Raw genomic sequence first — 22,781 nt, 5'->3', positions numbered from 1 at the left:
ACCCGGCAACTATTTCAAAAGGGGCTTGAATGCCCCTTTTTTGTCTGGAGAATTTATTATGGCGAAAGAGTTTGGTCGCCCACAGCGCGTCGCGCAGGAAATGCAGAAAGAGATCGCCCTCATTCTGCAACGTGAAATTAAAGACCCCCGCGTCGGCATGATGACCACCGTGTCGGGTGTAGAAATGTCCCGCGACCTGGCCTATGCCAAGGTGTTTGTCACTTTCCTGAACGACCAGGACGAAGCGGCAGTGAAAAACGGCATTAAAGCGCTGCAGGAAGCGTCAGGTTTCATCCGCTCTCTGCTCGGCAAAGCAATGCGTCTGCGTATCGTTCCAGAACTGACCTTCTTCTACGACAACTCGCTGGTTGAAGGGATGCGTATGTCCAACTTGGTGACCAGCGTGGTGAAACATGACGACGAGCGTCGTGTTAACCCGGCGGACGACAGCAAGGAGGACTGATGAGTCGTCCTCGTCGTCGTGGTCGCGACGTGCATGGTGTGCTGCTGCTGGATAAACCCCAGGGCGCTTCCAGCAACGACGTGCTGCAAAAAGTGAAGCGCATTTACAACGCCAACCGTGCGGGCCACACTGGCGCGCTCGATCCGCTGGCAACCGGCATGCTGCCGGTCTGCCTGGGAGAGGCGACAAAGTTTTCCCAGTACCTGCTCGACTCCGATAAACGTTACCGCGTTATCGCTAAACTGGGCCAGCGCACGGATACCTCCGATGCCGATGGCCAGGTGGTCGAAGAGCGCCCGGTGACGTTCAGCGCGGAACAGCTTGATGCTGCCCTGGAGAGCTTCCGCGGGGACACGATGCAGGTGCCATCGATGTATTCGGCGTTGAAATATCAGGGAAAAAAACTCTACGAATATGCGCGCCAGGGTATCGACGTCCCGCGTGAAGCCCGTCCGATCACCGTGTATGAGCTGCTCTTTATTCGCCACGAAGGTGATGAGCTGGAACTGGAAGTACACTGTTCGAAAGGCACCTATATTCGTACCATCATCGATGACCTGGGCGAGAAGCTGGGCTGTGGCGCGCATGTGATCTACCTGCGTCGCCTGGCGGTTAGTAAATACCCGGTTGAGCGGATGGTGACCCTGGAACAGCTGCACGCGCTGGTTGAACAGGCACACGCGCAGGGGATTGCGCCGGCCGATTTGCTCGATCCTCTGCTGATGCCGATGGATAGCCCGGCAGCGGATTTCCCGGTGGTTAATCTTCCTTTAACATCGTCCGTTTACTTTAAGAACGGCAACCCGGTTCGTACGGCGCAAGCGCCGCTGGAAGGTCTGGTTCGCGTGACAGAAGGTGACGACGGTAAGTTCATCGGAATGGGCGAAATGGATGGCGAAGGGCGCGTTGCGCCGCGTCGTCTGGTCGTCGAATATCCGGTCGACGCGTGACGGCGATAACGGCTCACCTTGCGATAAGCAGGGGAGACGAGTAGAATATCGCCGCTTAACGCCTGGTGAATTGTTTAACAATCCGCGAGGCGTACATGGGGTCGCTGAATTAGAGATCGGCACCCTTACATTCTTTATACTTTGGAGTTTGAAAATGTCTCTAAGCGTTGAAGCTAAAGCTAAAATCGTTTCTGAGTTTGGTCGTGGTACTAACGACAGCGGTTCTACCGAAGTTCAGGTTGCACTGCTGACTGCACAGATTAACCACCTGCAGGGTCACTTTGCAGAGCACAAAAAAGATCACCACAGCCGTCGTGGTCTGCTGCGTATGGTTTCTCAGCGTCGTAAACTGCTCGACTACCTGAAACGTAAAGATGTTGCACGCTACACCGCGCTGATCGAGCGTCTGGGTCTGCGTCGCTAAGTCTTGCGAGTTTCAGAAAAGGGGGCCTGATGGCCCCTTTTTTCAACCAGACGGCAGCAATTCACTGGAAACTATTGTATTGTTGCTATAAATGATCTTCATTGCAGAGGTTCGCGCGGCTAATGAGAGGCTTCACCCATGGGGGTGTTGGTTGTCATTAGTCGCGAGGATGCGAAGAAGGTCGGGTCAAATCGACAGCACACCGGTGGTGTGCTGTCAAACATTTAAGAAAGGACAGAATTTTGCTGAATCCGATCGTTCGTAAATTCCAGTATGGTCAACATACCGTCACGCTGGAAACCGGTATGATGGCTCGTCAGGCTACTGCTGCCGTTATGGTAAGCATGGATGACACCGCGGTATTCGTTACCGTTGTGGGTCAGAAAAAAGCTAAACCAGGTCAGGACTTCTTCCCTCTGACCGTTAACTACCAGGAGCGTACTTACGCTGCCGGTAAAATCCCGGGTGGCTTCTTCCGTCGTGAAGGCCGTCCAAGCGAAGGCGAAACCCTGATCGCGCGTCTGATTGACCGCCCGGTTCGTCCGCTGTTCCCGGAAGGCTTCGTTAACGAAGTTCAGGTTATCGCGACCGTTGTGTCCGTTAACCCACAGGTTAACCCGGACATCGTTGCGATGATCGGTGCATCTGCTGCCCTGTCACTGTCTGGTATTCCATTCAATGGCCCAATCGGTGCGGCGCGCGTGGGTTACATCAACGACCAGTACGTACTGAACCCGACTCAGGAAGAGCTGAAAGAGAGCAAGCTGGACCTGGTGGTTGCCGGTACTGAAGCCGCTGTGCTGATGGTTGAATCCGAAGCTGAACTGCTGAGCGAAGACCAGATGCTGGGCGCTGTGGTCTTCGGCCACGACCAGCAGCAGGTTGTTATTCAGAACATCAACGAACTGGTGAAAGAAGCCGGTAAACCACGTTGGGACTGGCAGCCTGAAGCAGCAAACGACGCGCTGAACGCACGCGTTGCTGCACTGGCAGAATCTCGCCTGAGCGATGCTTACCGTATCACTGACAAACAGGAGCGTTATGCTCAGGTTGACGTGATCAAAGACGAAACCATCGCCACGCTGGTTGCTGAAGACGAAACGCTGGATGCTAACGAGCTGAGCGAAATTCTGCATGCCATCGAGAAAAACGTGGTGCGTAGCCGCGTGCTGGCAGGTGAGCCACGCATCGATGGCCGTGAAAAAGACATGATCCGTGGTCTGGATGTGCGTACTGGCGTGCTGCCACGTACTCACGGTTCTGCGCTGTTCACCCGTGGTGAAACGCAGGCGCTGGTAACTGCGACGCTGGGTACTGCACGTGACGCGCAGATCATCGACGAACTGATGGGCGAGCGCACTGACAGCTTCCTGTTCCACTATAACTTCCCTCCGTACTCCGTTGGTGAAACCGGTATGGTTGGCTCGCCGAAGCGTCGTGAAATTGGTCACGGTCGTCTGGCGAAGCGCGGTGTGCTGGCTGTGATGCCAGATGCGGACAAATTCCCGTACACCGTCCGTGTGGTTTCTGAAATTACCGAATCCAACGGTTCTTCTTCTATGGCTTCCGTATGTGGTGCCTCTCTGGCGCTGATGGATGCAGGCGTGCCAATCAAAGCCGCCGTTGCGGGTATCGCAATGGGTCTGGTGAAAGAAGGCGACAACTATGTTGTTCTGTCTGACATTCTGGGCGACGAAGACCACCTGGGCGATATGGACTTCAAAGTGGCGGGTTCCCGCGACGGTATCTCTGCGCTGCAGATGGATATCAAAATTGAAGGTATCACCAAAGAGATCATGCAGGTTGCTCTGAACCAGGCTAAAGGTGCACGTCTGCACATCCTGGGCGTGATGGAACAGGCGATTAACGCGCCGCGTGGTGATATCTCTGAATTCGCTCCGCGCATTCACACCATCAAGATCAATCCAGACAAGATCAAAGATGTTATCGGTAAGGGCGGTTCCGTTATCCGTGCGCTGACCGAAGAGACGGGCACCACGATCGAAATCGAAGATGACGGTACTGTGAAAATCGCAGCAACCGACGGCGAGAAAGCGAAATTCGCGATCCGTCGTATCGAAGAGATCACCGCAGAAATCGAAGTGGGCCGTATCTACAGTGGTAAAGTGACCCGTATCGTTGACTTTGGCGCATTTGTGGCCATCGGTGGCGGTAAAGAAGGTCTGGTTCACATTTCTCAGATCGCTGACAAGCGCGTTGAGAAAGTGACCGATTACCTGCAGATGGGTCAGGAAGTACCGGTTAAAGTTCTGGAAGTTGATCGCCAGGGCCGTATCCGTCTGAGCATTAAAGAAGCAACTGAGCAGTCTCAGCCAGCTGCTGCGCCTGAAGCACAGGCTGCAGAACAGCAAGGCGAGTAAGTTGCGATTTGCCCTCCGCTTCGCGGAGGGCCTGGTATCAGGCAGGACGCCTTGTTAAGCCGCCGGGGGACAGGACGTTCATCCAATAGTTGTCTTCGGGAGTGGGAAATGAAGCCTTTTTTGCGCTGGTGTTTCGTTGCGACAGCTTTAACGCTGGCAGGATGCAGCAACTCTGCCTGGCGTAAGAGCGAAGTCCTCGCAGTGCCATTGCAACCGACTTTGCAGCAGGAAGTGATTCTGGCACGCATGGAACAAATACTTGCCAGTCGGGCTTTAACCGATGACGAACGCGCACAGCTTTTATATGAGCGCGGAGTGTTGTATGATAGTCTTGGTCTGAGGGCATTAGCGCGGAATGATTTTTCACAAGCGCTGGCTATCCGACCTGATATGCCTGAAGTATTCAATTACTTAGGCATTTATTTAACGCAGGCAGGCAATTTTGATGCTGCCTATGAAGCGTTTGATTCTGTACTTGAGCTTGATCCAACTTACAACTACGCGCACTTGAATCGCGGTATCGCATTGTATTACGGCGGTCGTGATAAGTTAGCGCAAGATGATCTGCTGGCGTTTTATCAAGACGATCCTAATGATCCTTTCCGTAGCCTGTGGCTTTACATCGTTGAGCAGAAGCTCGATGAGAAGCAGGCAAAAGAGGCACTGAAACAGCGCTTCGATAAATCGGATAAGGAACAGTGGGGATGGAACATTGTCGAGTTCTACCTGGGCAACATTAGCGAAGCAACGCTGATGGAACGCCTCAAGGCGGACGCAACGGATAACACCTCGCTCGCTGAGCATCTCAGTGAAACCAACTTCTATTTAGGTAAGTACTACCTAAGTCTGGGGGATAAGGACAGCGCTACGGCACTGTTCAAATTAGCGGTTGCTAACAACGTACACAACTTCGTTGAGCACCGTTATGCATTGTTGGAATTATCGCTCTTGGGCCAGGAGCAAGACGACCTGGCAGAATCGGACCAGCAATAGCTGACGACATAAACATCAGCCCGTAATCTTTTGATTGCCATCACCTTAACTGGTGAGGGCGTTGTTGTTCGTCAATACACCTACTTTGAGCCGGTTCACACTTTTCAATGAAAATTGCTAATCATTTTCACGATGAGCTAAGTAGACTGGCCGCCATTGACATTGAGGCACTCGTACTACATGGCTGAATTCGAAACCACTTTTGCAGATCTGGGCCTGAAGGCTCCTATCCTTGAAGCCCTTAACGATCTGGGTTACGAAAAACCATCTCCGATCCAGGCTGAGTGTATCCCACACCTGCTTTCTGGTCGTGACGTGCTGGGCATGGCCCAGACTGGTAGCGGTAAAACTGCAGCGTTCTCGCTGCCGCTGCTGAACAACATTGATCCGGACCTGCGTGCACCGCAGATCCTCGTCCTGGCTCCAACCCGTGAACTGGCTGTTCAGGTTGCTGAAGCCATGACGGAATTCTCTAAACATATGCGCGGCGTAAACGTGGTAGCCCTGTACGGCGGCCAGCGTTATGACGTGCAGTTACGCGCTCTGCGCCAGGGCCCACAGATTGTTGTCGGTACGCCGGGCCGTCTGCTGGATCACCTGAAGCGCGGTACGCTGGATCTCTCTAAACTGAGCGGTCTGGTACTGGACGAAGCAGATGAAATGCTGCGTATGGGCTTCATCGAAGACGTTGAAACCATCATGGCGCAGATCCCGGACGGTCATCAGACCGCGCTGTTCTCTGCCACCATGCCTGAAGCTATCCGTCGCATTACCCGCCGCTTCATGAAAGAGCCGCAGGAAGTGCGTATTCAGTCCAGCGTGACGACTCGCCCGGACATCAGCCAGAGCTACTGGTCTGTGTACGGCATGCGCAAAAACGAAGCGCTGGTACGTTTCCTGGAAGCGGAAGATTTTGATGCGGCGATCATCTTCGTTCGTACCAAAAACGCGACCCTGGAAGTGGCTGAAGCCCTGGAGCGTAGCGGCTACAACAGCGCAGCGCTGAACGGCGATATGAACCAGGCCCTGCGTGAGCAGACGCTGGAGCGTCTGAAAGACGGTCGTCTGGATATCCTGATTGCAACCGACGTGGCAGCACGTGGCCTGGACGTTGAGCGTATCAGCCTGGTGGTTAACTACGACATCCCGATGGATTCCGAGTCTTACGTTCACCGTATCGGTCGTACCGGTCGTGCGGGTCGTGCGGGCCGTGCGCTGCTGTTCGTTGAGAACCGCGAGCGTCGTCTGCTGCGTAATATCGAACGCACCATGAAGCTGACCATTCCAGAAGCCGATCTGCCAAACGCAGAGCTGCTGGGCAAACGCCGTCTGGAAAAATTCGCCGCGAAAGTCCAGCAGCAGCTGGAAAGCAGCGATCTGGATCAGTACCGTGCGCTGCTGTCCCAGATCCAGCCTGTTGCTGAAGGCGAAGAGCTGGATATGGAAACCCTGGCAGCAGCACTGCTGAAGATGGCGCAGGGCGAACGTAGCCTGATCGTGCCACCAGATGCACCGATGCGTCCTAAGCGTGAATTCCGTGACCGTGACGATCGCTTCGAACGTCGTGGCGACCGTAACGATCGTGGCCCACGTGGCGACCGTCCAGAGCGTGGTGGTGAAGACCGTCCACGTCGTGAACGTCGCGATGCGGGTGATATGGAGCTGTACCGCATTGAAGTGGGCCGTGATGATGGCGTTGAAGTGCGTCACATCGTTGGCGCGATCGCCAACGAAGGCGACATCAGCAGCCGTTACATCGGTAATATCAAGCTGTTCGCATCCCACTCTACCATTGAGCTGCCAAAAGGCATGCCGGGTGAAGTACTGCAGCACTTTACGCGTACCCGCATCCTGAACAAGCCGATGAACATGCAGCTGCTGGGCGATGCACAGCCACGTCCTGACCGTGGCGGCGAACGTCGTGGCGGTGGTCGCGGTTTCGGTGGCGAGCGTCGTGAAGGTGGTCGCAGCGAAGGTCGCGGTGGTGAAGGTCGTCGTTTCTCCGGCGAGCGTCGCGAAAACCGTGGCCCACGTCGTGAAGAAGGCACCAGCCGTCGTCGTTTCGGTGACGCGTAAGCCTTGCACTTCTGACGTAAAGTAAAATATACAGCCCCGATAGACGCTATCGGGGCTTTTTTTATTCCCTTTGTACTCTTGTACTGGTACAGTGCGTCGCATTAAAATGCAGAACCGCATGATTGACTGGAGAAAAGGCTGTATGGCGACACTAACCACCACCCAAACGTCACCTTCGCTGCTTGGCGGCGTGGTGATCATCGGCGGAACCATTATAGGTGCCGGGATGTTTTCCCTGCCCGTGGTCATGTCCGGTGCGTGGTTCTTCTGGTCGCTGGCCGCGCTGGTCTTTACCTGGTTCTGTATGCTTCATTCCGGGCTGATGATCCTCGAAGCCAACCTGAACTACCGCATTGGCGCGAGCTTCGACACCATCACCAAAGATCTCTTAGGCAAAGGCTGGAACCTGGTCAATGGACTCTCCATCGCGTTTGTCCTGTACATCCTGACTTACGCCTACATTTCGGCGAGCGGCTCGATTCTGCATCACACCTTCTCGGAGATGTCGCTGAACGTTCCGGCGCGTCTGGCAGGATTGTGCTTTGCACTGGGCGTGGCGTTTATCGTCTGGATGAGTACCAAAGCGGTGAGCCGGATGACGGCCATTGTACTGGGTGCAAAGGTGATTACCTTCTTCCTGACGTTCGGCAGCCTGCTGGGGCACGTGACGCCGGCAACGCTGTTTAATGTCGCCGAGGTGAACACCTCGTACACGCCGTATTTGCTGATGACGCTGCCGTTTTGCCTGGCCTCGTTTGGCTACCACGGTAATGTGCCGAGCCTGATGAAGTACTACGGCAAAGATCCGCGCACTATCGTGAAATGTCTGGTCTACGGTACGCTGCTGGCGCTGGGGTTGTATGTCATCTGGCTGCTGGGAACCATGGGCAACATCCCGCGTCCGGAATTTATCGGCATTGCGCAGAAGGGCGGTAACATTGATGTGCTGGTGCAGGCGCTGAGCGGCGTTCTGAACAGCCGTAGCCTGGATCTGCTGCTGGTAGTGTTCTCCAACTTTGCGGTGGCGAGCTCGTTCCTCGGCGTGACACTGGGCCTGTTTGACTACCTGGCGGATCTGTTTGGCTTCGATGACTCCGCGATGGGACGCTTCAAAACTGCGCTGCTGACCTTCCTGCCTCCAGTCGCGGGTGGCCTGCTGTGGCCGAACGGCTTCCTGTACGCCATCGGCTATGCCGGTCTGGCGGCGACCATCTGGGCGGCAATTGTGCCGGCGCTGCTGGCCCGCAAATCACGTAAACGCTTCGGCAGCCCTAAATTCCGCGTCTGGGGCGGCAAACCGATGATTGTACTGATTCTGGTATTTGGGGTGGGTAACGCGCTGGTTCACGTGCTGTCGAGTTTTAACCTGTTGCCTGTGTATCAGTAAGTTTTTGTGCCGGATGGCGGCTACGCCTTATCCAGCCTACGCGATCCCGTAGGCCCGGTAAGCGAAGCGCCACCGGGCAAAAGGGCTACCCCACCAGCTCCTCTTTCACCTGCATCGCCAGCTCAAAGGAGTGCAAACGCGCCTGGTGATCGAAGATCTGGCCGTTAACCATAATCTCATCGGCCTGCGTCTCACGCAGCACCGCTTCCAGCCCGTGACGCACCTTCGCTTTATCACCCACCAGTGACATGCTCAGCGCCTGTTGAACACCATACTGCTCGGAGGCTGACCAGAGCTGATGCATATTTTCCACTGGCGGCGGAAGCTGGCCCGTCTCACCACGACGCAGCTTCACAAACGCCTGCTGCATGGAGGTAAACAAGAATTCCGCGTCGCGATTGCTGTCGGCGGCAATGATGTTGATACACACCATCGCGTACGGTTTCTCCAGACGCTCAGACGGTTTGAAATGGGTGCGGTAAAGATGCAGCGCCTGATGCAGCATATCCGGCGCGAAGTGCGAGGCAAACGCAAACGGCAGCCCCAGCTGTGCGGCGAGCTGCGCGCTATACAGACTTGAGCCTAACAGCCAGACCGGGATCTTCTCACCATAACCGGGCACCGGGCGCACGTGCGGGTTCGGGTCTCGCGCATCGAACCAGTCCACCAGTTCCGCCACGTCGCGCGGGAAGTTGTCGATATCGCCGCTCATATGGCGGCGCAGGGCGCGCATGGTGGGCTGGTCACTCCCCGGCGCACGGCCAAGCCCTAAATCTATACGGCCCGGATAGAGGGTATTCAGCGTGCCAAACTGCTCGGCAATCACCAGCGGGGCATGGTTAGGCAGCATCACGCCGCCGGAGCCCAGGTGCAGGGTGGTCGTATTTGCCGCCAGATAGCCAATCAGAACCGAGGTTGCCGCACTGGCGATGCCGACCATGTTGTGGTGCTCGGCCAGCCAGTAACGGTGATAGCCACGTTTTTCGGCCAGTTGAGCGAGATCGAGCGAGTGCGAAAAGGCTTCTCGTGCCGAGGAGCCTTGAGGGATCGGCGCCAGATCCAGCACCGAAAACGGAAGGGTTTTGTCAGTCATAACAGCTCACTTTGTCGACGGTCAATCATTAATAGTGCATTAAAAAATGATAACCGTTGTTAACAAAGTGAGCCTTTTTTACGCCTGCAGCTCCAGCCCGGCGAGACGTCGCCAGTAGCCGTTGCAGTCGCTGTTAGCCTGCAGCGCCAGCGGCGCGGCACCGTTTTCATTGGCGCGGAAGGCATCCAGCATGGCGAACACACCAGTATCCAGAGGGGATAAACGCACCATGTCTACCAGCCCGTCCATCGACGCCAGCTCGTTGCCGAGGTTATAGACATAGCCGCTCATGGTCTGAATGCCGTTCAGGACAAACACCTGCTGATTCTCCTGCGACAGCATGCTGCGCCCGTTCGGGTACTTAATGCAGCAGGTTTCGCACTCGTCTTTCGGACGGTCTTCCGATCGCGCGGTAAAGCAGCGGGCGGAATAGGCCAGCGGCAGATGCCCGTAGCTCAGCACTTCCACTTCAAACTGATTGCGAATGCCCAATTCATCACACTGTGTGAGCAGGTTTGCCAGCCAGTCACGCGAGAGCTCAACCGGCATGCACCAGCGCATCATTCCCTGTTTCAGCAACAGGCGCAGGGTCACGGCGTTATAGCAGTTCAGTGCATGACCCGCGACAAACGGCAGCCTGCGTTCGGCGCACATGTTCACCACGCCGAGATCGCTCGCTTCCAGCAGGAACTCGCCGTTCTCCACATAGCGTTTTAGTTCGCCCAGTTCAGAAGAGGCCTGTACCAGGGCGAGCGTCGAAAGCACCACCTGTTTGCCGCTTCCGGCGAGGGTTTTCGCCATCTCCAGCCAGTCGCCCACTTTGGTGGCCCGGCGCTTGCTGCACACCGCTTCGCCGAGGTAAATCACATCGGCGCTGCTGCTGGCGGCCTGTTGATAAAAGTCTTCCAGCGTCTCTTTTGGCCAGTAGTAGAGAACGGGCCCTAATGAATATTTCATGATTTTCTCACTGCCATTTACGGTGATACGCGCCCAGCGTGGTTTGCGTGCCTTCAGACATCGACCCCAGCGTCTCCATCCATGCCGGCTGCGGGGCGTAGTGCTGCGGATCCGCCATACAGCGGTCAATGGCCTGACGCCACACTTTCGCAACCTGGCTCACGTAGGCCGGGCTGCGCTGGCGACCTTCGATTTTCACCGAGGCAATATTGGCCGCCAGCAGTTCCGGCAGCAGCTCAAGCGTATTGAGGCTGGTGGGCTCTTCCAGCGCGTGGTAACGCTGTCCGTCGACCAGATAGCGCCCTTTACAGAGGGTTGGATAACCGGCATTTTCGCCGTCCTGATAGCGGTCGATCAGCACCTCATTCAGACGAGACTCCAGCCCCTGCGGTGTTTGCTGCCAGCGAACAAAACGGGCAGGGGAGCAGGCCCCGACGGTATTGGGTGATTCACCGGTTAAATAGGAGGAGAGATAACAACGGCCTTCAGCCATGATGCACAGGCTGCCAAAGGCAAAAACTTCCAGCGGCACTGGCGTGACGCGCGCGAGTTGCTTAACCTGATGAATAGAGAGTACGCGCGGCAGCACCACGCGGGCTACGTCAAAGTTTCGGTGATAAAAACGTACGGCCTCTTCGTTGGTGGCAGATGCCTGAACAGAGACGTGGCGCTCAATATGGGGATAGCGTTCTGCCGCATACTCAAGCATGGCGAGGTCGGCCAGAATCAGCGCATCGGCTCCCAGCTGTGCGGCCATATCCACCGCGCGCTGCCAGCGGGCGTAGCCGTCAGGATGGGCAAAGGTATTAATGGCGATGTGCAGTTTGCGGCGGTGCTGGTGAACGAAGTTAACGGCTTCCTGAAGCTTTTTCTCCGTAAAGTTGAGGCCAGCAAAATGGCGGGCGTTAGTATCATCTTTCAGCCCGATATAGACCGCATCGGCCCCATTTTCGATGGCCGCCTTAAGCGCCGGAAGGTTTCCGGCAGGGCAGAGCAGCTCCATAATTTATCCTGATGTAGTCGATCGCAAAAATGTTAACGAACTGGGATTTTAATTAACCCATACGCGACAATTTTTGATTTAAGGCAGCTAATGGCGTATTGATGGCACCAATAATGAGCGTCACCGGACGACGGTTTGTTGATTTACGCCGCTATGTTATGTGCCGGATATGGCAAAATAGCGGGACTATAGCTATCAGGGAGTAAAGCTCGTGCTGGATAAACTGCGTTCACGTCTCGTACAATTTGGCCCATCAATGCTGAGCGTGCCGGTAAAACTGGCGCCGTTCGCGCTTAAACGTCAGGTGCTGGAGCAGGTCCTGAGCTGGCAGTTCCGTCAGGCGTTGCAGGATGGCGAGCTGGAGTTCCTGGAAGGACGCTGGTTAAGCATCGACGTGCGTGACATCGGGCTGCGCTGGTTTACCTCGGTTGAGAATAACCAGCTGATCGTACGTGAATCCGCTGACGCGGACGTGAGCTTCAGCGCCAACGCCAGCGATCTGCTGATGATTGCCGCGCGTAAGCAGGATCCGGATACGCTCTTCTTCCAGCGCCGTCTGGTGATTGAAGGCGATACGGAGCTGGGTTTGTACGTGAAAAATTTAATGGATGCCATTGAGCTGGAGCAGATGCCGAAAGCGCTGCGCGTGATGTTAATGCAAATGGCAGATTTCGTTGAGGCCGGGCTGACAACCCCGCCGGACAGTAAACACACTTCAGTAGGTGAGCCATGCTGATTCGAGTCGAAATTGGGATTGATGCGCCGGGGATTGATGCGTTGCTGCGACGTTCTTTTGAGAGCGATGCCGAAGCCCAACTGGTCCACGATCTCCGCGAAGACGGCCTGATTACGCTGGGGCTGGTTGCCACCGATGACGAAGGTCAGGTGGTGGGCTATGTGGCCTTCAGTCCGGTCAGCGTTCAGGGCGAAGAGCTCCAGTGGGTAGGAATGGCACCGCTGGCGGTGGATGAAAGCTATCGCGGGCAGGGGCTGGCGCGCCAGCTGGTCTATGAAGGGCTGGATTCACTGAATGAGTTCGGTTACGCGGCCGTTGTCACGCTGGGCGATCCCGCGTTTTATGGCCGTTTAGGCTTTGAACAGGCCGCGCATTACGATCTTCGCTGCCGCTGGCCGGGCACCGAATCCGCCTTCCAGGTTCATCGTCTGGCGGACGACGCGCTCAACGGCGTGCATGGGCTGGTAGAGTACCACGACCATTTTAATCGCTTTTAAGCAGGCTCTCGCGTAGCGCCTCAAAAGAGCCGTCTCCGGTCACGAGGCGCTCTTTCTGGCGCTTCGTCAGCTGCTTAATGCGGTATTCCAGCCTCAGCGCCAGGGAACGATCGCCCACGGCGGCTGAAAATGCCAGCTGCAATTCCCCTTTCCCCCGCAGCGCCTTTGCGCCTTTCCCCGTTTGATGTTGTAAAAAACGCCGCGCCACATCGGTGGTGATCCCGGTGTAGAGGGCGTTATCAGCGGTTCGGACAAGATAGAGAAACCAGCACACGGTAAACAGATTCAGTATGTTAAGGTGACCGCACCATAGCATGAGAGAGAGCGAAAATGGAAACACTGGCCGCCATTAACCGCTGGCTGGCGAAGCAGCATGTCGTCACCTGGTGCGTATACCACGAGGGAGAAATGTGGTGCGCAAACGCGTTTTACTACTACGATCCTGAGCGCGTCGCGTTTTACGTTATGAGCGAAGACAAAACGCGTCATGCGCAGATGACCGGCCAGCAGGCAAAAGTCGCGGGCACGGTGAATGGTCAGCCTAAAACGGTCGCGCTGATCCGTGGGGTGCAGTTTAAAGGGGAAATCCGTCGTCTGGATGGAGAAGAGAGCGACGCGCGTCGTAAGCACTACACGCGCCGCTTTCCGGTTGCCGCTGCGCTAAAAGCCCCGGTGTGGGAAATCCGCCTCGATGAGCTGAAATTTACCGACAACACCCTGGGCTTTGGCAAGAAGCTGCACTGGTTACGCGCCGAGCAGGCGTAGCGCTTCGCGGTTAAACGCCGGGAGATCGTCCGGGGTCCGGCTGGTGATCAGCTGGTCTTTGTCGTTGACCACCTCCTGATCGTAAAACTCGGCCCCCGCGTTTTTCAGATCGATAACGATCGGTTTCACCGCCGTGAGCTTACGACCGCGTACCACCTCCGCGCTGATCAGCAGCTGCGGGCCGTGACAGATGGCAAAGACCGGTTTGCCGGTAGAGACAAAATCCCGGGTGAAGGTCACGAAGCGCTCGTCCCCGCGCAGGGCGTCCGGCGAGTGGCCGCCGGGTAACAGCAGGGCGTCAAAATCGGAGGGGCTAACGTTATCGATAGTCTCGTCGATGGTCACGCTGGCCTCGCCCTTATGGCCTTTCACCGTTTTGCCCGCTTCTTTCTCAATGGTGATCACTTCATGTCCCGCCTTGCGGAACGCCTCTGCAGGAGAGGTGAATTCTGAATCTTCAAACTCGTCGGTAATCAAGACTGCGATTTTCTTGCCCATGCTTCCTCCGTTGTTTTGGCTTCAGACTGATTTTTCTCCGCTTGTGGTAAATACTTACCTGTAACAGACTTCTAAGTGTGGTCGACCACGCCGAGTTCGCAAACGGACAATTCTGTAAAGGGGAGAAGATGAGCCAGGTACTGATAACAGGCGCAACCGGGCTGGTGGGCGGACATTTGCTGCGCCTGCTGATTCAGGATCGTCGCGTGAACTATATCGCCGCCCCGACGCGACGACCGCTCGCGGACGTCTCCGGCGTCTTTAACCCCCACGACCCGCAGCTGACTGACGCGCTGGCGCAGGTGCAGGATCCGATTGAGATCGCCTTTTGTTGTCTTGGCACGACCCGGCGCGAGGCGGGCAGTAAGGAGGCGTTTGTGCATGCGGACTACACGCTGGTGATTGATACGGCACTCACCGCCAAAAGGCTGGGGGCCAAACATTTCCTGGTGGTCAGCTCGCTGGGGGCCAGCGCCGGATCGCCCTTTTTCTACAACAAGGTGAAGGGCAAAATGGAAGAGGCGCTGATTGCCCAGAAATGGGAGTACCTGACGATTGTTCGTCCCTCTATGCTGCTGGGACACCGGGACGAAAGGCGTTTTAATGAGTCAATCTTCGCACCGCTGTTCCGCATTCTTCCCGGAAACTGGAAATCAATTGAAGCGCGGGATGTGGCGCGTGCGATGCTGAAAGAGGCGTTATCTCCTTCGAAGGAAGGGGTGAACATTATCCCGTCGGCAAAACTGCGTGAAATCGCGCAGGGCGAGGCGTAAACTCCCCCGGCTAATTACCTAATACTCTCCGGGGAATGCTATGACTGGTCAGTCTTCATCTCAGGCGGCAACACCTGTTCAATGGTGGAAGCCCGCACTCTTCTTTCTCGTGGTCCTTGTTGGCCTCTGGTATGTGAAATGGCAGCCGTACTACGGTAAAGCCTTCACTGCCGCCGAAACGCACAGCATCGGAAAATCTATTCTCGCGCAGGCTGATGCCAGCCCGCTGCGGGCGGCGTGGGATTACGCCATGGTCTATTTCCTTGCCGTCTGGAAAGCGGCCGTTTTAGGCGTCATTCTGGGCTCGCTGATACAGGTGCTGATCCCGCGTCACTGGTTGATCAAAACCCTGGGCCAGCCGCGCTTTCAGGGCACGCTGCTGGGGACGGTTTTCTCCCTGCCGGGCATGATGTGCTCCTGCTGTGCCGCACCGGTGGCCGCAGGGATGCGTCGCCAGCGCGTGTCGATGGGCGGTGCGCTGGCGTTCTGGATGGGCAACCCGCTGCTCAACCCGGCAACGCTGGTGTTTATGGGCTTTGTGCTGGGCTGGCATTTCGCGTTCATCCGTCTGGTGGCCGGGTTGCTGACTGTGCTGGTGGTGGCGACGCTGGTGCAAAAATGGGTGAAGGATACTGCCGTCGAGCCTGCGTCCGTTGAGCTGGACGTCAGCGAGCCGCAGGGTGGTTTCTTCGCACGCTGGGGCAAGGCGCTATGGCAGCTTTTCTGGAGCACTATCCCGGTCTATATCCTGGCGGTACTGGTTCTCGGGGCGGCGCGCGTCTGGCTGTTCCCGCATGCGGAGGGCGCTATCGACAACGCGCTGATGTGGGTGATTGCGATGGCCGTTGCAGGCTGCCTGTTCGTTATCCCGACGGCCGCCGAAATTCCCATTGTACAGACCATGATGCTGGCTGGCATGGGCACCGCGCCGGCACTGGCGCTGCTCATTACCCTGCCTGCCATCAGCCTGCCGTCGCTCATCATGCTGCGTAAGTCATTCCCGGCGAAAGCGCTGTGGCTCACCGCGGGACTGGTGGCGTTGAGTGGGGTGATAGTGGGGAGTCTGGCGCTGATGTAAAAAAGCCCGGTGGCGCTAGCGCTTACCGGGCCTGGAGTCGGGTGTGGATTACTTAATGTAAGTAAACGCGGTGGTGACGTGTTTCACGCCGCTCACCCGGCTGGCAATATCGGCCGCCGCTTTCCCTTCACGGTCGGTCACCAGACCCAGCAGGAACACTTCACCGTTTTCCGTCGTCACTTTCACGTTGGAAGATTTGACCTGATCCGAGCCCAACAATTGGGAACGCACTTTGGTGGTGATCCAGGTATCGGATGAGGCCTCACCCAGACCAATGGGTTTGCCCTGGCGCACTTCGTTAAAGACTTCAGTGGTTCCTTCAACACCCATCGCAATTTGTTTAGCGCGAGAGGCGAGTTCCATGTTCGGCGCCTGGCCTGCCAGCAGCACTTTGCCCTGATAAGCCGTCACGTTGATACGCGCTTCTTTCTTGATTTGTTCATCTTTCGACAGCGCACTGTTAACGCGCAGCTCCAGCGTACCGTCATCCACCTGCGTACCCACAGTACGTGGATCGGTTGCCGCTTTGGTGCCGACTGCGGCAGTACCCACAACGGCCGCAGCGATACATCCCTGAAGCAGTAATGCAGACATAAGGACTGCGAGGGTCGATAAAGCCTTCATAAGAACTCCTTAATCATCCTGGTGAGGGAAAAGCGTGTTATCGATCAAATCACATAAGCAGTTCACCGTGAGCATATGCATCTCCTGAATGCGTGCGCTACGGTGAGACGGAATGCGGATTTCCACATCCTGCGGCCCCAGCAGACCCGCCAGCTCCCCTCCGTCATAGCCGGTTAAGGCCACAATGGTCATGTCGCGGGTGACGGCGGCTTCAACGGCTTTAACAATATCCCGGCTATTGCCGCGCGTGGAAATGGCCAGCAGCACATCTCCGGCATGACCCAGAGCGCGCACCTGCTTTGCGTAAATTTCGTCATGCAGACGATCGTTAGCAATCGCTGTTAAGACCACATTATCGGTATTAAGTGCAATGGCAGGTAAACTGGGGCGTTCTGTTTCAAAACGATTGATCATGCTGGCAGCAAAATGCTGTGCGTTGGCGGCGGAAGTCCCATTGCCACAACAGAGGATTTTGTTGCCGTTAAGCAGGGATTGCACCAGCGTCATTGCGGCACGAGAGATAGCATCCGGAAGGGCTTCCGCCGCGGCAATCTGAGTCTGGATGCTTTCTGTGAAGCACACTTTAATTCTTTCGAGCACGTTATCCCTTTTAAATCTTAATTATGCGTCTTCGCCAAAAGCGTTTTTAAGCCATTCGATCTCATTTCCGGTGAAGGCTATCACATCGAACCGGCAATCCACAGTATCAAAACTCCCATTATGGCGGGCAAGCCACAAGTGGGCAGTCTGTAATAATTTATGTTGTTTGGCGAGCGTCACGCTGGCAGCAGCACCGCCAAAACGGGAGGACTGTCGAAAGCGGACTTCGACAAACACAATCACCTGACCCTCTTTCATGATCAGATCGATTTCGCCGCCACGTCCGCGAACGTTAGCAGCGATAAAGCGCAGTCCTTTGCCTTCAAGCCAGCGACGCGCCTTTAATTCCCATGCGTCGCCGGTCTCTTTACGGCTTAACTGGCCGGGACGATTTGCCCCTGCTGGTATTTGAGCCATGATAACTTCCTGTTGATCACGCAGTCCTGAGTCGCGGTCAGATCGCCGGTGTTGCCGTTAAGCTCAAAGCCCGGCACCTGACGCATCTGGGTAAAGTGGTTCGCCAGCGCCCAGGCATCGACACCCATCGCATACAGACGCGCCAGCGAGTAATCGTTACGCACCGCGCCCAGCGCCTGCTGCATCAGCGCCGGGTTGCTGCCAGCCAGCATCGGGATTTCGCTGTACTGCAGACCGTCCATCTCCAGGCGGAAATCCGGACCTGCGGTGCCCTGCGCGCTGCGGGAGCTGGCATAGAGCGTTGCGCCACTCTGGCTGCCGTTACGCATCGCGATCATCGGTTTGATAAAGGCGATCTCCTGTGGCGTGGCAACGATATAGGCTGCATCCACTTTACCGCCGCCGCTAATCTGCGCGTCAGTTGGTGGGGCAGGGATCGTCAGACCGCCAATGGTCACCCCCTGCTGTTGCGGCAGGCTCGCGGTGACCGGGCTACCGTTAAGCGCAATGCCTGCCCCGCCGTTTACGCCCGCGCGCAGTTCAGAGACGGAACCGAATTTCTGCTGCAGCACCACGCCACCACCCAGCTTCTGCCACTCATCGGCAAAAGCATTGGCCACGCGATCGCCCAGCGTGCTGCGTGGGATGAGCAGCAGTGGAGCCTGTTTGCCCTGCTCGTGAATATGACGCGCCGCGTCGCGGGCTTCATCTTCCGGTGAGAGCGCGAAGTAGCAGATATTGGCCCGGTTCTGCACCTGCTCAGGCTGGTTGAGCGCCAGCACGTTCAGCGTGGTGTTGCTCTTCATCAGCTCTTCCACGTTATTTTTCAGCAGCGGGCCGACAACGATGCTGGCACCGTCCTGTTGAACCTGCGCCAGAACCTGATCAAGCGGTTGCGAGCTGGTGTCATAGATTTTCAACTCAGCGCCAGGGTTAGCGCTGGCGGTTGCCACGGCCTGCGGCTGAGCGGCAGGTTGAGCGGTGGGCTGAGTGGTCTGCGACTGAGGCTGTTCCGCTGTCGCGGGCGCCGTGGTCGGCGCGGCTTGTGTCTCTGCCGGCGCCTGAGCCGGCGTGGCTGGCTCTGGCGTCGCGGCTGGAGGCGTTGTCGGGGCCGTCACCGGGTTTTGCATCGTGCCCTGCGCCGGGGTTTGCGCTGTGGTCAGGTCGCTGGTCTCCGCGGCGGAAGGGCTGACAACGTCGCTCACGTTCGCCGCCTGTGCGGCCTGGGCGGGCACTGCGCTGCCGGTCACGGGCGTGGTACCGTTCTTCGCCGCTTCAAAGCCCTGCTGAATGGTACGGCCAAATACCGCCGCCTGGCCGTTTAACGGCAGAAGCAGGGCGATTTTGCTGGTGGAGGCAGGCTTAAAGTTCTGCACGTTAACCAGCTGAGTGGGCAGCATTTTCGCGCCCGGGTTCTGCGGGTAGCGTGTCTGCCAGTCGGTAATACCGGCTTTCAGCATTTTTGGATCGCTGCGGTTGTTAAACCACATCTGCTGCAGATCCAGCCAGCCCTGCAGCACGTTTTCATCCGCGTTGATAACCAGCGCCTGAGCCTGTTCCTGGGTCATCGAGGCAAGCGCCTGCCAGGTGGCATCGATATTTTTCTGCTTATCCGCACCGCCAAGCAGCGGCTCCTGGGCAATCAGCGCACGCAGCAGCGTCAGGGAAGGGCGTCCCTGTTCAGCGGTAATGCCCGTCTGCCAGAAACGGGCCTGCTGATTTTTATCCAGCGCGCTCACGTCGATGTCGCCGAGGATCTTCTTCGCGGCGGCGTAATCTTTCAGTGCGACTTTCAGCTCGGCGGAGAGCAGGCTCTGCTCACGGCGCTGGGTGTCGTTAAGATCTTTCGGCAACTGGTTGAACAGCTCGGCGGCCTGCTGGGTTTTCCCCTCTTTCAGCAGTGCACGAATGGCGAGTAATTGCCAGTTGATCCTGGTATCATTTGAACTCTGCGACATTTGTTGCAGATAAAAGCCAGAATCAGCCTGAGCAGACCCCTGAAGATGGGCTGTGCTCTGGTCAGGTGCCTGAGTGCCACAGCCTGCAAAGATCAGGGCTGCCAGCAGAAGCGGCACGCTGCGCGTGGCTTTTTTTCGAAGAAACGTTAACGGTACCATACTGTATCCAGTGATTTTTTACGCAATGCTCAATATTAAAACGGCAATACGGACGAAACAATGAAACAACACGAAACGGCAGATAATTCTCAAGGCCAGCTTTATATTGTACCTACTCCTATCGGGAATTTATCTGATATTACCCAACGTGCGCTGACCGTATTGCAAACTGTTGATTTAATTGCCGCTGAAGATACCCGACACACCGGTTTACTGCTTCAACATTTCGCGATTAACGCCCGTCTGTTTGCCCTGCACGATCACAATGAGCAACAAAAAGCCGAAACGCTGGTGGCGAAGCTGAAGGAGGGGCAGAACATTGCCCTCGTCTCCGACGCCGGTACGCCGCTGATTAACGACCCTGGCTATCACCTGGTACGTACCTGTCGTGAAGCCGGTATTCGCGTTGTGCCGCTGCCGGGGCCGTGCGCTGCCATTGCAGCGCTGAGCGCCGCGGGTCTGCCGTCCGACCGTTTCTGCTATGAAGGCTTTCTTCCTGCCAAATCCAAAGGCCGTCGTGACGTGCTGAAGGATCTGGAAGCGGAACCGCGTACCCTGATTTTTTACGAATCCACGCATCGCCTGCTGGAGAGCCTGGAAGACATGGTGACCGTCTGGGGCGAAGGTCGCTACGTGGTGCTGGCACGCGAGCTGACCAAAACCTGGGAGACGATTCACGGCGCGCCGGTGGGCGAACTGCTGGCGTGGGTGAAGGAAGATGAGAACCGCCGCAAGGGTGAGATGGTGCTGATTGTCGAAGGGCACAAAGCGCAAGAAGACGCGCTGCCTGCCGACGCGCTGCGTACGCTGGCGCTGCTGCAGGCAGAACTGCCGCTGAAGAAAGCGGCGGCGCTGGCGGCGGAGATCCACGGCGTGAAAAAGAATGCGCTCTATAAGTATGCGCTGGAGCTGCAGGGGGAGTAAGGCATCCCCGCCAGTTTTGCCGGGTGGCGGCTACGCCTTACCCGGCCTACAAAGCGACTTCTCTATACCGTAATGACCTCCGTACCCGCTTTGCTCAGCAGTTCTTTATCGTGCTTTCCGATCCCTTCATCCGTAATGACGCAGTCAATCTTCTCCATCGGCAGCACCTGGTTAAACCCGCGGCGATTAAACTTGCTGGCATCCAGGACGGCAATCACCTTATGTGCGGCCGCGGCCATCACGCTGCTGATCGAGTAGCCTTCATTGAAAGTGGTGATGCCGTTTGTCGCATCAATACCGTCAGCCCCAACAAACATCAGATCAGCGCTGATACCTGCAAGCGAACGCTCTGCAATGGTGCCATGCATCGAATGCGTTTTATGGCGCACCGTACCGCCACAGACCACCAACGTAATATCTTTATTTTCCGAAAGGGCAAACGCGGCGGGCAGGCTGTTGGTGATGACAGTGATATTGCTTTTTTTCGTCAGTGCTTCGGCTATGAGCATGGTGGTGCTCCCGCTATCCAGAATGATCGTCATCCCTTCTTCAATCATGGCCGCCGCCGCCTGCGCGATACGCTTTTTCGGATCGCTTGCCAGTTGATAACGGTCTTCCAGCACGACTTCCTGATTTTCGCTTTCCGACAGGTTACTGCCAGGTCTGGCGGCTCCGCCGTGAAAGCGGGTGACCAGCCCCTTTTCTTCCAGCAGGCGCAGATCGGTTCGAATGGTCACTTCCGAAATGCCAAACATATTCGAAAGATCCAGCACCATGACGCTGCCCTGCACGTTGACAAGGTCAACGATTTTGTTCCTTCGCTCGAATGAGTTCATAGTGAATTGCCTGATAATTAACTCTCCCTATTCTAATCGAAGGTATGCGAAAGGTGTACGGTAATATTCGAAAGTAAATGTGAGCCAGCGCAGGTTGCTGGCTCGAGACATCAGGCGAAACGCAGCATAATTTTGCCCTGCATTGGCGCCCCGTTCAGCGCCTGCACGGCCTGGGCGAAGCTCTCACTGTCGCCGGTATGGGCAATGAGTGGCTCCAGTTGCAGTTTTTTCCCGGTGAGCAGGCGGACAGCCGTTTCCCACTCTTCCCCAGGCCACGGTGCTGAGTAGTTCATCCAACTACCCAGAAGCGTCAGTTCCTTACGCAGGATCTTGCCGAAGGTTGCAACAGGTAAATTCAGGTCATGATGTAATGTACCGACCAGTGCAACCTGAGCGTGAGGACCGGCAATATCAATGGCAAGCGAGACAGTTTGTGGGGTTCCCGCAGTCTCCAGCACCAGTTGATCAAACCGACTGTCCCTCAGCGCGTTGAGAATGTCATCGACGCTTTGGGCCCGGCTGTTAAACACCTGAGTTGCACCCAGCGTGGTCGCCAGGGCGAGCTTATCGTCGTTGATATCAACTGCAGTTACGCTCTTTGCCCCCAGCGCCAGCGCGCACTGCATTGCCAACAGACCAATCGTCCCGGCACCGATGATAATGACATTTTTACCTTTGCATCCTGAAGCCAGGTGAAACGCGTGCAGTCCTACGGTGACAGGCTCGATAAATGCCCCGTCTTCGATCGCCATCTCTGCTGGCAGACGGAACAGGTTCGCGCGCTTCACGACAATATATTCCGCATTGCCGCCGTCACTGCGTGAGCCGACAAACTGGTACTGTTTACACAGCGAGTAGTAGCCTTTTTCACACTCCGGGCAGGAACAACAGGGCAGGAGTGGAATGCAGGCCACTGCATCTCCTGCCTGGAGGTCCTTTACATCTGCACCACAGGCTTCGACGTGTCCGCTAAATTCATGGCCCAGGGTGATTGGGTAGTAGTGCGCCCCTTTGGCAAAAATACGCGGAATGTCCGAGCCGCATAATCCTGAGCAAACAATGCGCACCAGAACATCATCCGCTGCCTGAATCTGAGGGACCGGGCGTTCTTCAACGCGCACGCTGCCCTCAGCGTGAATTACCACTGATTTCATGATTCACTCCAGAAAAAGAAGGGGAGCACGGCTCC

The 22,781-nt window shown here is 56.4% G+C and carries 25 protein-coding genes; 14 read left to right on the top strand and 11 right to left on the bottom strand.

Annotated elements, in window-relative coordinates:
• The first annotated feature begins 58 nt into the window (after positions 1-58).
• The 8 genes from rbfA to mtr all read left to right on the top strand — a co-directional run bounded on the left by rbfA (position 59) and on the right by mtr (position 8,674).
• Complete coding sequence (gene rbfA / locus SP99_RS19525; RefSeq protein WP_003024988.1) at positions 59-463, top strand: 30S ribosome-binding factor RbfA; 405 nt, start codon at positions 59-61, stop codon at positions 461-463.
• Positions 463-1,413 carry a tRNA pseudouridine(55) synthase TruB gene (gene truB, locus SP99_RS19520; RefSeq protein ID WP_047959537.1) on the top strand — a complete coding sequence of 317 codons (951 nt, stop codon included), beginning with the start codon at positions 463-465 and terminating at the stop codon, positions 1,411-1,413. The genes rbfA and truB overlap by 1 nt, the downstream gene beginning before the upstream one ends.
• Before the next feature lie 154 nt (positions 1,414-1,567).
• Positions 1,568-1,837, top strand: a complete 270-nt coding sequence (rpsO, locus tag SP99_RS19515; protein WP_003861789.1) for a 30S ribosomal protein S15 — start codon at positions 1,568-1,570, stop codon at positions 1,835-1,837.
• Positions 1,838-2,079: 242 nt separating this feature from the next.
• Entirely contained in the window at positions 2,080-4,218 is a 2,139-nt protein-coding gene (gene pnp / locus SP99_RS19510; protein ID WP_047959536.1) for a polyribonucleotide nucleotidyltransferase, read from the top strand.
• 108 nt (positions 4,219-4,326) lie between these two features.
• A complete protein-coding gene (gene nlpI / locus SP99_RS19505; RefSeq protein WP_013098912.1) occupies positions 4,327-5,211 on the top strand; it encodes a lipoprotein NlpI in 885 nt (294 codons plus the stop codon).
• A 107-nt stretch (positions 5,212-5,318) separates the two neighbouring features.
• Positions 5,319-5,399: a protein YrbN gene (gene yrbN / locus SP99_RS25395; RefSeq protein WP_100122156.1), complete on the top strand. Its 81-nt coding sequence runs from the start codon at positions 5,319-5,321 to the stop codon at positions 5,397-5,399.
• A complete protein-coding gene (locus SP99_RS19500) occupies positions 5,392-7,287 on the top strand; it encodes a DEAD/DEAH family ATP-dependent RNA helicase (RefSeq protein WP_025756718.1) in 1,896 nt (631 codons plus the stop codon). The genes yrbN and SP99_RS19500 overlap by 8 nt, the downstream gene beginning before the upstream one ends.
• Positions 7,288-7,429: 142 nt before the next feature.
• On the top strand, positions 7,430-8,674 hold the full coding sequence (gene mtr, locus SP99_RS19495; protein ID WP_047959860.1) for a tryptophan permease: 1,245 nt from the start codon (positions 7,430-7,432) through the stop codon (positions 8,672-8,674).
• 85 nt (positions 8,675-8,759) lie between these two features.
• Here mtr and SP99_RS19490 read toward each other — a convergent pair whose 3' ends face one another.
• The 3 genes from SP99_RS19490 to ubiU all read right to left on the bottom strand — a co-directional run bounded on the left by SP99_RS19490 (position 8,760) and on the right by ubiU (position 11,727).
• Positions 8,760-9,767 carry a luciferase-like monooxygenase gene (locus tag SP99_RS19490; RefSeq protein WP_047959535.1) on the bottom strand — a complete coding sequence of 336 codons (1,008 nt, stop codon included), beginning with the start codon at positions 9,765-9,767 and terminating at the stop codon, positions 8,760-8,762.
• A 78-nt stretch (positions 9,768-9,845) separates the two neighbouring features.
• Positions 9,846-10,724 (bottom strand): U32 family peptidase, encoded by an 879-nt coding sequence (locus SP99_RS19485; RefSeq protein WP_047959534.1) that lies wholly within the window; start codon positions 10,722-10,724, stop codon positions 9,846-9,848.
• 7 nt (positions 10,725-10,731) lie between these two features.
• Positions 10,732-11,727 carry a ubiquinone anaerobic biosynthesis protein UbiU gene (gene ubiU / locus SP99_RS19480; protein ID WP_025756722.1) on the bottom strand — a complete coding sequence of 332 codons (996 nt, stop codon included), beginning with the start codon at positions 11,725-11,727 and terminating at the stop codon, positions 10,732-10,734.
• Positions 11,728-11,938: 211 nt separating this feature from the next.
• Here ubiU and ubiT point away from each other — a divergent pair, with 211 nt between their 5' ends.
• On the top strand, positions 11,939-12,463 hold the full coding sequence (gene ubiT, locus SP99_RS19475; protein WP_047959533.1) for a ubiquinone anaerobic biosynthesis accessory factor UbiT: 525 nt from the start codon (positions 11,939-11,941) through the stop codon (positions 12,461-12,463).
• Positions 12,457-12,960, top strand: a complete 504-nt coding sequence (locus tag SP99_RS19470; RefSeq protein WP_025756724.1) for a GNAT family N-acetyltransferase — start codon at positions 12,457-12,459, stop codon at positions 12,958-12,960. Before ubiT ends, SP99_RS19470 begins: the two co-directional genes overlap by 7 nt.
• Here the strand turns inward: SP99_RS19470 and SP99_RS19465 are convergent.
• On the bottom strand, positions 12,947-13,276 hold the full coding sequence (locus SP99_RS19465) for a GIY-YIG nuclease family protein (RefSeq protein ID WP_104556953.1): 330 nt from the start codon (positions 13,274-13,276) through the stop codon (positions 12,947-12,949). The two genes, SP99_RS19470 and SP99_RS19465, sit on opposite strands and share 14 nt — an antisense overlap.
• A gap of 14 nt (positions 13,277-13,290) precedes the next feature.
• Here SP99_RS19465 and SP99_RS19460 point away from each other — a divergent pair, with 14 nt between their 5' ends.
• The gene (locus SP99_RS19460; RefSeq protein ID WP_025756726.1) at positions 13,291-13,725 is read left to right on the top strand and encodes a YhbP family protein; all 435 of its coding nucleotides are present in this window, start codon (positions 13,291-13,293) and stop codon (positions 13,723-13,725) included.
• On the opposite strand, the gene SP99_RS19455 is transcribed toward SP99_RS19460, so the two are convergent.
• Positions 13,705-14,223, bottom strand: a complete 519-nt coding sequence (locus SP99_RS19455; protein WP_047959532.1) for a type 1 glutamine amidotransferase domain-containing protein — start codon at positions 14,221-14,223, stop codon at positions 13,705-13,707. The two genes, SP99_RS19460 and SP99_RS19455, sit on opposite strands and share 21 nt — an antisense overlap.
• Positions 14,224-14,351: 128 nt before the next feature.
• Between SP99_RS19455 and SP99_RS19450 the strand changes: the two genes are divergently transcribed.
• Together SP99_RS19450 and SP99_RS19445 are read left to right on the top strand one after the other, a co-directional pair.
• Positions 14,352-14,996, top strand: a complete 645-nt coding sequence (locus SP99_RS19450) for an NAD(P)H-binding protein (RefSeq protein WP_045284765.1) — start codon at positions 14,352-14,354, stop codon at positions 14,994-14,996.
• Between the two features lie 40 nt (positions 14,997-15,036).
• The gene (locus SP99_RS19445) at positions 15,037-16,074 is read left to right on the top strand and encodes a permease (protein WP_047959531.1); all 1,038 of its coding nucleotides are present in this window, start codon (positions 15,037-15,039) and stop codon (positions 16,072-16,074) included.
• A gap of 48 nt (positions 16,075-16,122) precedes the next feature.
• Here SP99_RS19445 and dolP read toward each other — a convergent pair whose 3' ends face one another.
• From dolP to SP99_RS19425, 4 genes are read right to left on the bottom strand one after another with little or no spacing between them, the layout of a single operon-like run.
• Positions 16,123-16,698, bottom strand: coding sequence for a division/outer membrane stress-associated lipid-binding lipoprotein (gene dolP / locus SP99_RS19440; protein WP_025756730.1), 576 nt, complete (start codon positions 16,696-16,698; stop codon positions 16,123-16,125).
• 9 nt (positions 16,699-16,707) lie between these two features.
• Positions 16,708-17,298: a DnaA initiator-associating protein DiaA gene (gene diaA / locus SP99_RS19435; RefSeq protein WP_003861754.1), complete on the bottom strand. Its 591-nt coding sequence runs from the start codon at positions 17,296-17,298 to the stop codon at positions 16,708-16,710.
• Positions 17,299-17,319: 21 nt separating this feature from the next.
• Positions 17,320-17,715 (bottom strand): YraN family protein, encoded by a 396-nt coding sequence (locus SP99_RS19430; RefSeq protein WP_025756731.1) that lies wholly within the window; start codon positions 17,713-17,715, stop codon positions 17,320-17,322.
• On the bottom strand, positions 17,673-19,832 hold the full coding sequence (locus SP99_RS19425; protein WP_047959530.1) for a penicillin-binding protein activator: 2,160 nt from the start codon (positions 19,830-19,832) through the stop codon (positions 17,673-17,675). The genes SP99_RS19430 and SP99_RS19425 overlap by 43 nt, the downstream gene beginning before the upstream one ends.
• 60 nt (positions 19,833-19,892) lie before the next feature.
• On the opposite strand from SP99_RS19425, the gene rsmI reads away from it, so the two are divergent.
• A complete protein-coding gene (gene rsmI / locus SP99_RS19420; RefSeq protein WP_047959529.1) occupies positions 19,893-20,756 on the top strand; it encodes a 16S rRNA (cytidine(1402)-2'-O)-methyltransferase in 864 nt (287 codons plus the stop codon).
• A 62-nt stretch (positions 20,757-20,818) separates the two neighbouring features.
• On the opposite strand, the gene SP99_RS19415 is transcribed toward rsmI, so the two are convergent.
• Together SP99_RS19415 and gatD are read right to left on the bottom strand one after the other, a co-directional pair.
• Positions 20,819-21,592, bottom strand: a complete 774-nt coding sequence (locus SP99_RS19415; RefSeq protein WP_047959528.1) for a DeoR/GlpR family DNA-binding transcription regulator — start codon at positions 21,590-21,592, stop codon at positions 20,819-20,821.
• A gap of 110 nt (positions 21,593-21,702) precedes the next feature.
• Positions 21,703-22,746, bottom strand: coding sequence for a galactitol-1-phosphate 5-dehydrogenase (gene gatD, locus SP99_RS19410; protein ID WP_047959527.1), 1,044 nt, complete (start codon positions 22,744-22,746; stop codon positions 21,703-21,705).
• Between the last annotated feature and the right edge of the window lie 35 nt (positions 22,747-22,781).

Origin of the sequence: Enterobacter sp. BIDMC92, assembly GCF_001030225.1 — a bacterium.
GTDB lineage: Bacteria > Pseudomonadota > Gammaproteobacteria > Enterobacterales > Enterobacteriaceae > Enterobacter > Enterobacter sichuanensis.
Note: the sequence above shows the minus strand (reverse complement) of the source record. Positions and strands in the feature narration are given on the sequence as shown.